The organism is Paractinoplanes toevensis (assembly GCF_018332695.1).
Lineage (GTDB): Bacteria > Actinomycetota > Actinomycetes > Mycobacteriales > Micromonosporaceae > Actinoplanes > Actinoplanes toevensis.
In genome coordinates this window covers 70,224-85,161 of sequence record NZ_BOQN01000063.1, presented here as the reverse complement: position 1 = coordinate 85,161, position 14,938 = coordinate 70,224, and the positions used below count along the sequence as shown (strand labels likewise).

Genomic DNA, 14,938 nt, shown 5'->3' with positions numbered 1-14,938 from the left:
AACTTAAGCTACGCGGCATTGTGCGAGTCCCCAATGCCGGCGGCGCGCATGGTCGCGACGGAATTCGTCTTTCTCCGGTGAATAGTTTCGAGATCTGGTGCGGTCACGCATGGCAGCAGTCGTGGATCGGGAGAATAGCTGGAGCTGCTGGTACCGCATGCATATATTCTCCCGCTCCCGGCCGGCGCCCGCCAACAACGATCATGCCAATCTAAAGGGCCGATAATCGGTTGCTTGACCAATCAAAGAAATGATTTAACGCCGGCGGGGAAAGCGTGGATCGGATCAGCTGATCAGGCGGCGTTCCCAGGCCCACGCGGCGATCTCCACCCGGTTTCGGGCGCCCAGCTTGGTCTGCACGCTGCCCAGGTGGGTTTTCACCGTGCCGATCGAGATGAACAGCTCGGCGGCGATCTCCGCGTTGGTCAGGCCCTTCGCGGCCAGCTTCACCACGTCCAGTTCGCGGGGGGACAGCCCGCCGTCGTCGCTCTTCGGTGCCGGTGGGGACAGGTGCTCCAGCAGCCGTACGGTGATCGACGGGCTGATCAGCGCGTCGCCCGAGTCGGCTGCCCGGACCGCCTCGACCAGCAGGGCCGGACCGGAGTCCTTGAGCAGGAAACCGGCCGCGCCGTTGCGCAGCGCCTGGTGGACGTACTCGTCGAGGTCGAACGTGGTCACCACGACCACCTTGACCGGGTCGGCTACGCCGGGGCCGGCCAGCAGCCGCAGCGCCTCGAGGCCGTCCATCTTCGGCATCCGGATGTCGAACAATGCCACGTCCGGCCGTAGTCTGCGGGCCAGCGCGACCGCCTCGACGCCGTCCGCGGCCTCGCCGACTACCTCCATGTCCGGCTGCGCGCCGATGATCATGCCGAAGCCGGTGCGGACCATGGCCTGGTCGTCCGCGATGAGCACCTTGATCATGAGATTGGTGCACGACCCTCCTCGAGCCGCGGCGAGGGCGGAACGGCAGATCTCATTGGACCACCTTCACGTTCAGCGGGAACGCGGCGTCGACCACCCAGCCGCCCTCGATGCCGGGGCCGGCCGAGATGCGGCCGCCGACCGCGCGGACCCGTTCGGTCAGGCCCACGAGACCGTACCCTGAGCGCTCGCGCGGGCCGGCGGGACGGGCCGTGCCGTCGTTCGCGACTCGCACGAGCAGCCACTCGGGGGTGCGCCGGATCCACACGTCGGCCACCCGGGCCTCGACCGCGTGCTGCCGTACGTTGGTGAGCGCCTCCATCACCACCCGGTACGCCGACGTGGACACCTCGACCGGGATGCCGTCGACGGTGCCGTCCACGTGCAGCCGGCCCAGCGGGCCGCCCGCCGCGGTGAACTGCTCCAGCAACTGGCCCAGCTCGCCGACCCCGGACACCGGCGCGAGCGGGGCGTCCGGCCGGGTCAGCGGGTCGCGCAGCACGCCCACCATCCGCCGCATCGAGGCCATCGTCTCGGCGCCGGCCTGTTCGATCTGTTCGAGGGCGAGCAGTGCCCGTTTCGGGTCCTGCTCGACGATGAACCGGGCACCCTGCGCCTGCACCACGATCCCGGTGACGTGGTGGGCGATGAAGTCGTGCAGGTCCCGCGCGAATTCGGTGCGCTGCTCCGCGCGTACGGCATCAACCGCTCGTTGCCGGGAGCTTTCCAGAATGCGCAGGTAGAGGCCGATGCCGAGGGCCGCGGCAGCGGCCAGGGCCTGGATCAGGCCGAAGATGACGAACTCGGCCGACCGGCCGCCGCGCAGCGGCAGGAAGCTCACCGCCGCGCCCACCGTGACCACCGCGGCGACCGCCCAGCCGGGGCTGGCCCGACGAGCCACCACCAGCATCACGCCGAGCAGCGCGAGCGACTCGGCCAGCCCCCACGTCGAGTCGTACTCGGAGCTGGTCACGGCCACCGCGAAGGTGACCCCGACCGAGCCGAGGCTCAGCCAGATGGCGGCCTTGGGCAGGGCGGTCGAGTTCTGCTTGTGCGCGGGCAGCCAGACCGCCGCCGCGCCGACCGCCAGGAGGACCCGGATCAGGCCCATCGGCGCGTCGCCCGGCCCGGTGAGCAGGCGGCCGGAGACCACGTCGAACATGCCGAGGGCGGCCATGATCGCCAGCGCGCCCACCTGACCCAGGCGGAGCAGCACGAGACGGTTCGGATTCGGTTCCATCGTGACCCAGCGTAACGGCAGGTCAACCGGGCCCCATCGGCCGAAAGTCAGATCCGCTTTCCTGGCGCGCGGCTGATGTGCGCGGCCCCGGCGGAAAGCCAGACTCTGCGTCGACATCGATATCCATCTGAGCGGAGCACGACATGTTGGTGAAAACGGCGGGCCAGGACACCCTCGCCGCCGTCGCGGCGGTCGACCTGGTGAAGGTCTACGGCAGCGGCGACACGGCGGTACGGGCCCTGGACGGGGTGACCGTCGGCTTCACCCGGGCCCAGTTCACGGCGATCATGGGGCCGTCCGGGTCCGGTAAGTCGACGCTGATGCACTGCCTGGCCGGGCTCGACACGGCCACCAGCGGGCAGGCGCTGCTCGGCGGCACCGATCTGACCCGGCAGTCCGACCGGGTGCTCACCAAGGTGCGCCGGGAGCGGATCGGCTTCGTCTTCCAGTCGTTCAACCTGCTGCCGCAGCTCACCGCCGAGCAGAACATCCTGCTGCCGCTGGAGCTGGCCGGCCGGAAGGTGGACCGGCAGCTGTTCGGGCATCTCACCGAGGCGCTCGGCATCACCGGCCGGCTCAGCCACCGGCCCAGCGAACTCTCCGGCGGCCAGCAGCAGCGCGTCGCCGTGGCCCGCGCGCTCGCCTCCCGGCCCGAGGTGGTCTTCGCCGACGAGCCGACCGGCAACCTGGACTCCCGCTCCGGCGCCGAGGTGCTGTTGTTCCTGCGCAACTCGGTCCGCGAACTGGGCCAGACCGTCGTGATGGTCACCCACGACCCGTCCGCGGCCGCCTACGCCGACCGGGTCGTGCTGCTCGCCGACGGCCGGGTCGCCGGCGAGGTGCAGTCGCCCAGCCTGGCGTCGGTCACCGAGGCCCTGCAGGCGCTGGCGGCCAACCGATGAGCGCGGTCCTGCGCACCCAGCTGCGCGGCGTCGCCCGCCGGCCGGCCCGGCTGCTGCTCACCGGCCTCGCCGTGCTGGTCGTGTCGTTCGTCGTCTACGCCACCGTGCTCGCCCAGACCATCACCGAACGCAGCGTGCTCAACGGGCTCAGCGGCACCCCGGAGGCGGTCGACCTGGTCGTCGACAACGGCAGCATCTCCACCGCCGAACTCGCCGCGATCGGCCGGATCCCGGGCGTCGCCGAGACCGCCGGGCGGCTCGACGCCGGCGGGCAGATCGGCACCGAATACCTGAACCTCTCGGCCGACAGCGGCACCGGGCCGCTATCGGTCACCACCCTCACCAGCGGCCGCAAGCCCACCGGGCCCGGCGAGATCACCATCACCGCGCGGACCGCCGAGCGGCTCGGCCTCAAGGTCGGCGGCACCACCAAGGCCACCTTCCGCTACAGCGACGACGGCAAACCCATCGACCCGGCGACCCTCACGGTGGTCGGCATGGTGGAGGGCCCGGAGGATTACGGCTTCCAGGCGTACGCGCCCCAGGCGACCGTTTCCACCCTGGTCGGCGACACCTTCCTGCGCCGGATCGACCTCCGCCTCGCGCCCGGAGCCGACGCCGACGCCGTCCGCAAGCAGATCCAGGACCTCACCGCGACGGCCGCGAGCAAGGTCAAGGACGGTACGAAACCGGAGATCGCCACGGGGGCGGATGTCCGGCTGGCCGAGGCCAAGCAGAAGGCCGACCAGGTCGACAGCGTCTTCGAGGTGATCGCGATCTTCGTGGCGATCGCGGTCGTCGCGGCCGGGCTGGTCGCCGCCTCCACCTTCCGGATCGTCTTCGCCCAGCGGATGAAGCAGCTGGCCCTGCTGCGCGCGGTCGGCGCCGGACGCGGCGGGGTGAGCCTGTCCCTCGCGGTCGAGGGGGCACTGGTCGGCCTGGCCACCGGCACCACCGGCGTGCTGCTCGCGCTCGGTGCCGGCCATCTCGTACCCGCGCTGGTCCGCACGTTCGGCCCGAAGATCGAGTCGCCGGGCTTCCCGCTGCTGCCCGCGCTCGGCACCATCCTGCTCGCCGTGGTCATCACCATGGTCGCGGTGGTGGCGCCCGCGTTCACCGCCGGGCGGGTGTCGCCGCTCGAGGCGCTGCGCGGCGCCGGCACCACCGGTGCCCGCAAGGACATCGGCAAACTGCGCTGGGCGGCCGGACTGCTGCTGGTCGTGGTGGCCGGCCTGCTCGCCGCCTTCGTCGCCACCCGGCTGCCCGGCCGCGACCCCAAGGACTACGACCCCACCACCAACCTGCTGGCCGTGGTCGGCTCCGGCGGGTTCGCCTTCCTCGCCCTGATCGCGCTCGGCCCGGCCCTGGTCCGGCCGGTGCTGTTCCTGCTCGGCATGCCGATCCGCCGTTCCGGGCCGGTCGGCCGGCTCGCCGCCGGGGGAGTGGGCAGCGCACCCCGCCGGGCCGCCGCGGTCAGCGTCGTCGTCGCGCTCGGCGTCACCCTGATCGCCGGCACCCTCGTCGGCGGCGCCTCGATCCGGCTGCTGGCCGAGCGGGAGACCGCCTCCTCGGCGCCCGCCGACTACGAGATGAGCGCGCACGGCGACCCGCTCATCACCGCGGCCGCCGTCGACCAGCTGAAGTCGCGGCCGGAACTGGCCAACGTCACCGCCTACCGGCGGCTCGACGTGAAGGTGGCCGGCACGAACATCGACGGGCTGAACGCCAACGACCTGAACATCGGCGCGCTGCCCGAACTCAAGAAGCTCGACGTGGTCGGCGGGAGCCTGGCCGACCTCGGGCCGGGCAAGGTCGTCATCTCCGGCTTCACCGCGGAGCTCACCGGCCTGACGGTCGGCGACGAGGCCACCCTCAGCAACGGCAAGAAGGTGCGCAAGCTGACCGTGGTGGCCAAGCTGCCCGACTCGGCGCCGCTCGGCTCGGCCATGGTGGTCGACCCGTCCGACCTCACCGCGCTCGGTGCTCCGGCCGGCTACGCCGGGCTGCTCGCCGACGCCGCCACCGCCGGCGAACAGGGCCGCACCGACGGGCGGCGGGCACTCACCGACGCCAACAACGCGGCCGGTGGCCAGTGGGGGATCGACGTCCTCGCCGACCAGCGCGACGAGATCGACAAGGAACTGACCGTGCTGCTCGGCATCGCGCTCGGCCTCATCGGTCTCACCGTCATGATCGCCGTGGTCGGCGTGGGCACCACCACCGCGCTGTCGGTGGTCGAGCGGGTGCGTGAGTCCGGGCTGCTGCGGGCGGTCGGCCTCTCCCGGGGCGGGCTGCGGATCATGCTGACCACCGAGTCCGCCCTCTACGGCGTCATCGGAGCCGCGCTCGGACTGGCGCTCGGTGTCCCGTACGCCTGGCTCATGGTCAAGGCACTCGGCGTGAACGCGCCGCTCAGCCTGCCCGTCGCCCAGCTCGCGCTGGTTTTCGTGATCCTCGTGCTGCTGACCGCGGCGGCCGGCGTCCTGCCGGCCCGCCGCGCGGCCCGGGTCAGCCCGGTCGCCGCCCTCGGCACCGAGTGAAGACGCCGATCGCCGGCCGCCCGTTGCCCCCGGCGGCCGGCGATCGGTCCACAACGTCCGTCACGGGACAGCGGACCGATGATCGACTCCGCTACCCTTCGCCGCGGCACGACCGGCACGAGGGGGACATAGGCGTGAATCGTCAGTTGGCGATCGGGATCGGTGCATCGGTGGCGTTGGTGGCCGCGGGCGGTGGCGTGATGGCCTTCGCCTGGACCGACGACGCACCCGCGTCGTCCTTCCGGGACGGGATCACCGCCCTGCCGCCGGACCCGCACCCGGCACCACCCTCGATAGCGGCCACGCTGACCACGATCGACATCAAGGCGGCGTCGCTCAGCCTGCCCGAGCAGAAGACCAGGACGTTCAGCCTTCTCGGCATCACCTGGAACGACCCGAAGGCGGCGCCGGACGGGACCGTGCAGGTGCGCACGCACAGCGTCGCCACCCGGAAATGGAGCGGGTGGCAGGTTCTGCCGGTGGGGGAGGGCGGCGCGGACAGTGCGGAGAGCTCGCACGCCCGCGGTGCCACCGAGCCGCTCTGGGTCGGAGCCTCGGACGGGGTGGCCGCGCGGATCGTGCCGGCCGACGGGTCCTCGCCGACCGCGCTGCCGGCCGGGCTGCGGCTCGACATGATCGACCCGGGCCGCGCGGGAGGCGCCGGCGGCGGCGAGCCGGAGCCGTCGGCCAGTGCCTCCGTCGACATCCCGGACATATCGGATTCGTCGGAACCGCCGGCACCCACTACCGAGCCGACGACCACCGCGCCCACCACGGCGCCCACGACCACCGCGCCCACCATCGCACCGACCACCACCGCGCCCACGACCACCGCGCCCACCGCCGCACCGACCACGACCCTGCCGATGCCCACCTCCACGGCCCCGCTGGTCACGCCGCTGCCGTCCTATGTGAGCCGGTCCGCCTGGTCCGCCGACGAGACCATCGTCACCGAGAGCATGAGCTACGCCGCCGAGGTGCGGGTTCTCTTCGTGCACCACACCGCGGAGACCAACAACTACAGCTGCGCCGACTCGCCGGCCATCGTCCGCGCGATCCAGAAGTACCACGTCAAGAGCAACGGCTGGTCCGACATCGGCTACAACTTCCTGGTCGACAAGTGCGGCACCCTCTTCGAGGGCCGCCGCGGCGGGGTCACCAAGGCGGTCATCGGCGCACACACGTACGGGTTCAACACCAACTCGGCCGGCATCGCGGTGCTCGGCAACTACAGCACCACCGGCTCGCCGGAGGCCGCCGAGAAGACCATCGCCCAGGTCGCGGCGGCCCGGCTCGGCGCGTACAACCACAACCCGGCCACCGTCGGCCAGCTCACCGAGAACGCCCCCGACGGCAAGTTCAAGCAGGGCCAGGTCGTCGACTTCCAGCGCATCTCCGGCCACCGCGACGGCGTCAACACCGAATGCCCGGGCAACAACCTGTACGCCCGGCTGCCCGCCGTCCGCGCCCAGGCCGTGAACATGGTGTCCGGGCTGGCCGCGCTGCCGTTCGGCGGGGGCGGCACGCTGGTCAGCGGCGTCTACTACGCGCGCGGCGCGGTCACCGTGAACTGGTCGGTGGCCACCCCGTCCAGCCTGCTGGCCCGGTTCGAGATCCTGCTCGACGGCAAGGTCGCCGCCACCGCGCCGCCGACCTGGCGGGCGAGCAACCTGCCCCTGCCGGCCGGCGCGCACACGGTGGCGGTCCGGGCGGTGCAGCTCTACGGCGCCACCTCCACGACGGCCGCCGCCAAGGTGTTCGGCGACGTGACCGCGCCGGCCTTCCCGTCCGCGCCCGGCGTGCTGCTGCGCGGCGGCACCTACTCGGCCACCTACGCCCCGGTCGCGCTGACCTACCGCACCGCGGACAACGTGCGGGTCGGCTCGCTCGCGGTCACCGCACCGGCCAAGGCCGGCCTGTCGGCCACCTCGACCTACTGGAACACCGGGGTACGCCCGGGGGCGAACACGACGTTCACGCTGACCGCGAAGGACTGGGCGGGCAATGCCCGTACCGCCTCGGTGGCCCGCAAAGCCGTGCCGGTCGCGGAAACCGCGGCCAAACGCGGCGGTACCTGGGCCACCCGCACCGGCGGCTCCTACCTGGGCGGCAAGGCCCTCGCGGCGACGAAGAAGAACGCCAAACTGACCTGGACCTTCACCGGCCGGTCGGCGGCGCTGCTGTTCTCCCGGGCGGCAAAGACCGGCAAGGCCGACATCTACCTGGACGGCAAGAAGGTCGCCACGGTCGACACGAAGGGCTCCACCGCGTACCGGCAGGGGCTCTGGGTCCGCGCCCTGACGCCGGGCAAGCACACGGTGACCGTGACGGCCCTGGGCACGGGCGGCCGCCCGACGGTCGTGTCCGACGGCCTGTTCTACGTGCCCTAGCCGTACGTCACGGTGCCGTCGGCGGCGTTCATCGACACGCTGGACCGGCCGTCGCCGAGCCGGACCACGTCATCCGCCCAGTCGGCGGTGATCGGGCGGCCGGCCTCGGCCGCCCGGGCCAGCCACGCGAACGGGCCGGCGAGCGGATACAGCCGGCCGTCGCTTTGGCGCGGATCGGCCCACAGCGCGGCGGAACGCAGGTCGTCCTCCTCCTGCGGCTGCCAGAGCAGGATCTTCTCGGCACCGGCGGTGACCGTCCGGGCCAGTGCCAGCAGGGCGACCGCGGCCCGGCGCGGCGACGACGCGGGCAGCGCGGGGTCGACGTCCGGATAGAACTCGGCCCACCACACCGGCAGCCCGGTGCGCTCGCGCAGCCAGCGGGTCGCGTCGGCGAACATCGCGGTCGCCGCGACGTCCCCACCGGGGAAGTGGCCGTCCCGGGTACGGCTCGAACCGTCCACCGCCACGAAGTCGGCCCCCGCCTTGTTCGCCATCCAGTAGTCGATCGCCGCGACCGCCCGGCTGTCCACCGTGCCCCACGGGCCGGTCAGCGGTGAGTCGCCGTCCGTCCAGGTGTCCAGCACGACGTACGGGCCACCGATCCGGATCTCCGGGTTCACCTTCTTGATCGCCGCGTACACCCGGTTGTAGAGCTTGGTGTAGGCCTCGATGTCCCAGTCGTTGCGCGCGCTGTCGTAGAAGCCCTTCAGCTCGTTCCAGACCAGGTAGTTGCGCACCTGCGGATACCGGCGGGCGACCGTGGCGGCAAGCGCCGCGAAGTCGTCGAAGTGCTCCTCCCGCGGTGCCGTCTCCAGCTCGTTCCAGTCGGTGTGGCCCGCCCGGCCGCCCTTCATCCAGTCCGGCGCGCCGCACAGGGTGATCACCGGATCGTCGGTCGTGCGGCGCAGCAGCGACACCCGCCCGTCCAGGGTGTGCCAGTCGAAGACCCCCGGCGACGGCTCCGGGTCGAGCGCGCCCCAGCCCATGATGTGCTGATTGCCGGCCAGCGGGGTGGCCGCCAGGTAGTCGCGGGCCCGGGCGTCGGCGCGGCTGTCACCGTCCGCCGTGTACTGGGTGTGCGTGACACCCAGTACCGGCCGTGGTCGCTGCCGGTCCGAGCCCGGCACCGCGCCTACCACGAGGAGCGAGAGCGCCGCGAGCAGCGACCGGCGCGGCAGCTCAGGCGATCTCCACATAGATCCGCACTGCCAGGCAGGCCACCAGGGCCACACAGAGCCCGGTCAGGAGGATGTCGGCGATCAGGTCGTTGCGGCGGCGCTTCGGCGGGTTCGCCCGGACGTTGTTCAGCGAATCGTAGGCCCGTTCGGTCACGACGCCGCGAACGGTCACGAGCGCCACGATCAGGGCGCAGAAGACGCCGGCCATGATTTCGAGGGCAAGGATCACGTCATTTCACCGCGTTCATGTGGACCGAGCCGGTCGGCGACGTGGCCGAGGATCCGGTCACCGTCTTCAGCTGGTTGGCGATCGCCCCGGCGATGATCTCGGCGCCGGCCGTCGTGGGATGGATGCTGTCGGTCGTCAGGTCGGGCTGCTTCCAGGTGCCGTTCGGCGCGGCCAGCAGCGAGTAGACGTCTACGACCGGCACACCGGTCGTCGCGCCCAGCTTGGTCAGCTCCGCGTTGTAGGCGGGCACCACGGCCGGGTCGCCGTTCGGTGGCACGTTGACCAGCACCGGCTTGGCACCGGCGGCCTGCACCTCTTTGATCATGGCGAGCGTGTCGGCCATCGATGCCGCGGTCGACCGGGCCTGATAGACGTCGTCCGCGCCGCCGTAGATCACCACGGCGTCCGGATGATCCGAGGCGAGCAGGGCGCCGAGCCGCTTGCGCATCTTCGCCGTCGACTCGTCGTTGGCGCCCGCGTTGATCATGCGGACCGGGGCGGTCTGATCCAGCGCGTCGCTCGCCAGGCTCGGCCAGGCACGGGAGCCCTCCTCGCCGGCCGCCGGGTTGGCGTCACCGAGGGTGATCGAGTCACCGATCGCGAGCACTGTTGGGGTGCGCGACTGGAGCAGGGTGATCTCGTTGTCGCGGTGGACCACGGTGAACCGCACCGTGTTCAGCAACTGGTCGATCACCGTGTTCGTCCAGCCCGCCGGAAGACCCGCGGTGAGCTGCCCGTACACGTCCTGCTGGGTGGTGATGGCCACGATGTTCGGGTCGCTCTCGACCACGCACTGCGCCACCGCCATGGTGTCCAGGCAGGTGGGCATCACCTCGGTGTAGGTGACCTCGCCCATCTTCTCGAAGCCGCCCACCACGTACGACGAGAGCTGGGAGAGCCGGGTCCCCGGCGTCACCTGAGCGTAGAACTGCCGCATCACGGCCACCTGATGCGCGGTGACCCGGGTGAAGCCGTCGTTGGCGGAGCGGGCGACCAGCCCGATCGAGCTGATCAGCAGTACGACGCCGGCGGTCGCGATCACCGGCAGCCACCGCGAGTGCAGGACCGACTCGCGAGCCGGGCTGGTGCCCGCCTTGACCGGCGGCAGGAACGCGACGGCCGCGAGCATCGCCACCCAGGGCAGGGCGAACAGCCAGACCCGCAGGAACATCTCGCCGCCGTAGCTCTGCACCAGAACGAACGACGCGGGACTGCCCGCCATCACCGCGATCAGGATTCCGGTACGCAGCCGGCCGGCCCGCCAGAAGCGCAACGCCCCGATCCCGGCCAGCAGGCCGATGATGCCGATCAGACCCAGGCGTACGGTCTGGGCCAGCTGGCGTGCCTCGCTGCCGGCCAGCCGCTCGGTGAGGTTGTTGCCCACCACGCTGTCGACCGCGCCGACGTCCTGAGTGAAGAGCGTGAGGTGGCCGGTCCAGAAGTCCTGGGCGCCCAGCACCAGCCAGGTCGCCGGCAGCACGGCGGCCGCCACGACCAGGCCGCGCGGTCGCAGCCCGGCCAGCACGGCGAGCACGAACAACACCCCGGCCAGCAGGTACGGCGTCAACTGGTGGGTCGGGGCCAGGGCCGCGATGATCGTCACGAGCACGCCAACGGTGGCCGCGCGGGCGGCCGGCCGGTGCGCATCCATACCGGGATCGAGGCGCGGCACACCCTTGTCGTTGCCCTGGACGAGGCGCCGGCACAGCAGGCGGGTGGCCAGCGCCACGGCACACAGGAACAGCAGCAGTGCCAGGCTCTGCGGGGAGAAGTACTCCTGCTCGACCCAGTCGCCGGCCAGGAAGATCCACAGCGCCACCCAGATGGTCCGGGACGGCAGCCGCAGCGCCCGGCCGATCAGCCCGAGCGGGACCATCCAGCCCATCATCATGACGACCGGTGCCCAGCGGAGCATCGGCGACGCGTCCGGCAGGCCGGCCGCCTTGACGATCACCGCGGCCAGGGTGAAGAAGCCGGCCCAGGAGAATCGCGCGTCGTAGCTCTGCAGGACGGCGCCGTGGTCGGCGATGTACTCGGTGAACCCGACGTGCAGCCAGGCGACCGGGAGCCGGGCGGCGTCCTCGACGAGCGGCTGCAGGGCGTACGTCTCGACGACCATCAGGGCCGTCAGCAGGTAGCCGCGCCACGCCGTGACCGGCGAGCGGCGCAGCTCGAACAGCATTGCCACCACCAGCAGGGCCAGGCCGGCCCAGCACAGCGGGTTCAGCCCGTCGACCAGGCCGAGCAGCCCGAACCTCGCGGCATCGGTGAGCTGGGCGCCGACGAACCAGAGGATCAGGCTGACCGCCGCGAGGACCATGCTCAGCGGGATCCGGTCCCGGAGGGACCGGGCCGGAGCCGGGGCCGCGGCCGGAGCGGACGTCGCCGCCGGATCCGGTACGGCGGTGGCCGGCCGGCGCCGCAGATGCGGGATGGTGCCCGCCGCGGTGGCGACCGTCCAGAGGATGACCGCTGCCCGGGGATGCCAGAAGTGCGTGACCAGCTGGACCATCCCCAGCAGGAGGCCCATCGAGATGCTCAGCGAGACCGCGGCGGTGACCTCGACGAGCCGCTCGCGGAAGCGGACGTAGGAGACCGCCACCCAGCCCGGCACGATGAGCACGAACGCCACCAGGAGCACGGCCCGCCCCGGATAGTTGACGCCGGCCGCGGTGCTGGCGGCAACCAGCAGCGAGATGACCAGCGCGACGATCGCGAACGGGCGGGTCAAGTCCTTCGGCTGCGGTCCGGCCGCGGTCCGGCCGGCGTCGGCGGGAAGAACGGGCGCCGGGACCACGACGGTCTCCGCCGGCGACACCGGCGCGAGCGGCACCACGGCGGTCTCGGCCGGGGACGCCGGGGCGAGCGACACCACGGCGGTCTCCGCCGGGGACACCGGGCCGGCCGGGACGATCGGGACCATGGGGGATTTCGCCGGCCCGGCCGCGCCGTAGACGCGGCCGGGCGGTTCCGCCTGCTTGGGTGCGCCGTAGACGCGGCTCGCCGATCCCGCCTGCGCGGGGGCGCCGCTGGCCTGGCTCGCCGGTTCCGCTTGCGCGGGGGCGCCGGTTGCCTGGTTTGTCGGCTCGGCCGTTTTGGGTGCGCCGTAGACGCGGCTTGCCGGTTCCGGCTTCGCGGGTGCGCCGCTGGCCTGGCTCGCCGGGCCAGCCTGCGCGGGCGCGCCGCCGGCCTGGTTCGTTGGGCCCGCCTGCGCGGGCGTGCCGTTTGCCTGGTTCGTTGGGCCTGGCTGCGCGGGCGTGCCGTTTGCCTGGTTCGTTGGGCCTGGCTGCGCGGGCGTGCCGCTGGCCTGGTTCGTTGGGCCGGGCTGCGCGGGCGTGCCGTTTGCCTGGCTTGTCGGTTCGGCTGGTTTGGGTGCGCCGTAGACGCGGCTCGCCGATCCCGCCTGCGCGGGCGCGCCGCTGGCCTGGCTCGCTGGGCCCGCCTGCGCGGGCGCGCCGCTGGCCTGGCTTGTCGGCTCCGCCGTTTTGGGTGCGCCGTAGACGCGACTCGCCGACTGCGGGGCCGCGCTGACCGGCTGGCTTGCCCGCTCGGCTTGTTTGGGCGCGCCGTAGACACGGCTTGCCGACTGCGCGGGCACGCCGCTGGCCGGACCGGCCGGCCCGGGCTGGTACGGGACGGCCTGGCGGGGTGCGGCCTGCTGGGGTATGGCCTGGCGCGGGGCGGCCTGCTGGCGCGCGGCGGGCTGCTGGGGTGCGGCGGGCTGCTGGGGTGCGGCCTGGCGCGGGGCGGGCTGCTGGGGTGCCTGGCGCGGGGCGGGTTGGTGGGGCACCGCCTGGCGCGGCGCGGCCTGCGGGGGCGCCGCCTGTTGAGCTGCGGCCTGGCCGGGCGCGGGCTGCTGGGGTGCGGGCTGAGGCGCGCCCTGCTGGGGTGCGCCCTGCTGGGGTGCGCCGTACACGCGGCCGGCCGACTCCGGCTGCTTCGGGGCGCCGTAGACCCGGCTCGCCGGGCCCGGCTGCTTGGGCGCGCCGTCGGCGGGCTCCTGCGGCTGTTGCGCGTCGTTGTCCTGACCTGCCGGTTCCGGCTGCGGGGGCGCGCCGTACACGCGGCCGGCCGGGCGATCCTCAACGCCCACGGCGCACCGCCTTCCTGAGCAATTCGCTGGTTCCGCCGTCGGCGCCGGGACTGGACGCCGGCCATCCGGGCAGGGGTTTCACTAGATCGTTCTCCAGGAATTGAGGGCTCGGTGCGCGGGCCAGCTTACGCTGCCAATTTCGGCAGATGCCCGCGTCGGCATTGAGTTCAGCGTTGTGCGACGCCCGGCAGGCAGGGCTGCCGCATCGGCGCGGCGAACTCACCGGTTTGGACAATCTGGCCGTAGATCCGCCCGTAAAGCGGCGATTTGCGGGCATGCGATCGTCCGGTGTGGACGCGGACTAAAGCTGCAAAACGGGCGTATGCCACTTTGCTCCGCAACCGCGCTTCCGGGCACGGGCCGCCGGAATCGGGCCGCACAAAACAGTCAGGCCGATCGGCGTGAGCCGGGCGGCCTGACTGTTTCGGCGCGGATTTCGTTATGCGGCCGTGGTGGTCTGGCCGGCCGGGGCCTCGGCCGGAGCGCCGAAGCCGAAGCGCTCGCGCATGATCGTGCGGACCACGCGGAAGCCGTCGCGGAAGGTCTGCAGGTTGCTCTCGCCGTACATCCGGCGGAACTCGAAGCTGGCCACCTCGTCGATGCGCACGCCCGACTTCGCGACCCGGGTGTTGATCAGGGTCTCGATCTCGAAGCCGTCGCCCCAGCGAGGGGCGGTGGCGTCGGTGTGGTCGGGCAGGCCGAAGATCGGCACGCAATCCTTACGGAACGCGTTGTAGCCGTAACAGAGGTCGGAGAAGTGGGTGCGGAACAGCACGTTGGTCATGAAGTTCAGGCCCCAGTTGCCGACCTTGCGCAGCCGGGTGATGTCGTCGCTGCCACCGCCCTTGGCGAACCGGCTGCCCTTGGCGTAGTCGGCGCCCGCGTCCAGCGCGGCGGTGAAGCGGCTGATCTCGCGCGGGTCCATCGAGCCGTCCGCGTCGATCATGACGATGTAGTCGCCGGTGCAGGCCGCGAAGCCGGCGGCGAGGGCGTTGCCCTTACCCTTGCGGGCCTGGTTGACGACGATGATGCCGGGCCAGCACTTGCGGGCCACTTCCACCGTGTCGTCGACCGAGTTGCCGTCGACCAGGATGACCTCGTCGATGTCTTTGGGCATGTGCCCCAGAACGTGCGGAAGGTTCCGGGCTTCGTTCATGGCCGGGACCACGACACTGACGCGGGGGCGACGCTTGCCGCCCGAGCTGGCCGGCACTCGCGGCACGGTGATTTCCGTGGTTCGGTTGCTGCCAAGGATGTCGTCGACGGACACGCAAGCTCCAGGATCGTGGGGTCGCTTAATCCGCGGCTCGGCGCAATTGGCTTCGCTGCGGACTCGGCAATCCTGCACGTTTTCTGAGATGAATCGGGGGCGACGTCAGCTTTGTGTTGCACGACGGTTGGCAGTTCTTTCCAACCGTCCAGGCCGTGCGAATTTACCCGAA

Annotated in this window: 9 protein-coding genes; 3 read left to right on the top strand and 6 right to left on the bottom strand. The window is 72.0% G+C overall.

Translation table 11 applies throughout. The annotated features are described in order from the left end of the window. Window positions 1-285: 285 nt before the first annotated feature. Window positions 286-924 carry a response regulator gene (locus Ato02nite_RS24585; protein ID WP_213008963.1) on the bottom strand — a complete coding sequence of 213 codons (639 nt, stop codon included), beginning with the start codon at window positions 922-924 and terminating at the stop codon, window positions 286-288. Window positions 925-976: 52 nt separating this feature from the next. Next, entirely contained in the window at window positions 977-2,164 is a 1,188-nt protein-coding gene (locus Ato02nite_RS24580; RefSeq protein WP_213008962.1) for a sensor histidine kinase, read from the bottom strand. A gap of 146 nt (window positions 2,165-2,310) precedes the next feature. Here Ato02nite_RS24580 and Ato02nite_RS24575 point away from each other — a divergent pair, with 146 nt between their 5' ends. From Ato02nite_RS24575 to Ato02nite_RS24565, 3 genes are all read left to right on the top strand, one after another. Continuing rightward, window positions 2,311-3,066, top strand: coding sequence for an ABC transporter ATP-binding protein (locus tag Ato02nite_RS24575; protein ID WP_438873069.1), 756 nt, complete (start codon window positions 2,311-2,313; stop codon window positions 3,064-3,066). Beyond that, a complete protein-coding gene (locus Ato02nite_RS24570) occupies window positions 3,063-5,606 on the top strand; it encodes an FtsX-like permease family protein (protein WP_213008960.1) in 2,544 nt (847 codons plus the stop codon). The genes Ato02nite_RS24575 and Ato02nite_RS24570 overlap by 4 nt, the downstream gene beginning before the upstream one ends. A 134-nt stretch (window positions 5,607-5,740) precedes the next feature. Then, the gene (locus Ato02nite_RS24565) at window positions 5,741-7,996 is read left to right on the top strand and encodes a peptidoglycan recognition protein family protein (RefSeq protein WP_213008959.1); all 2,256 of its coding nucleotides are present in this window, start codon (window positions 5,741-5,743) and stop codon (window positions 7,994-7,996) included. Here the strand turns inward: Ato02nite_RS24565 and Ato02nite_RS24560 are convergent. The 4 genes from Ato02nite_RS24560 to Ato02nite_RS24545 form a co-directional block, all read right to left on the bottom strand. Then, window positions 7,993-9,192, bottom strand: a complete 1,200-nt coding sequence (locus tag Ato02nite_RS24560) for a GH39 family glycosyl hydrolase (RefSeq protein ID WP_213008958.1) — start codon at window positions 9,190-9,192, stop codon at window positions 7,993-7,995. The two genes, Ato02nite_RS24565 and Ato02nite_RS24560, sit on opposite strands and share 4 nt — an antisense overlap. Continuing rightward, window positions 9,176-9,403: a hypothetical protein gene (locus tag Ato02nite_RS24555; RefSeq protein WP_213008957.1), complete on the bottom strand. Its 228-nt coding sequence runs from the start codon at window positions 9,401-9,403 to the stop codon at window positions 9,176-9,178. The genes Ato02nite_RS24560 and Ato02nite_RS24555 overlap by 17 nt, the downstream gene beginning before the upstream one ends. A 1-nt stretch (window position 9,404) precedes the next feature. Continuing rightward, entirely contained in the window at window positions 9,405-13,496 is a 4,092-nt protein-coding gene (locus Ato02nite_RS24550) for a GDSL-type esterase/lipase family protein (RefSeq protein ID WP_213008956.1), read from the bottom strand. A gap of 439 nt (window positions 13,497-13,935) precedes the next feature. Next, window positions 13,936-14,766 carry a glycosyltransferase family 2 protein gene (locus Ato02nite_RS24545; RefSeq protein WP_246607376.1) on the bottom strand — a complete coding sequence of 277 codons (831 nt, stop codon included), beginning with the start codon at window positions 14,764-14,766 and terminating at the stop codon, window positions 13,936-13,938. Window positions 14,767-14,938 lie beyond the last annotated feature (172 nt).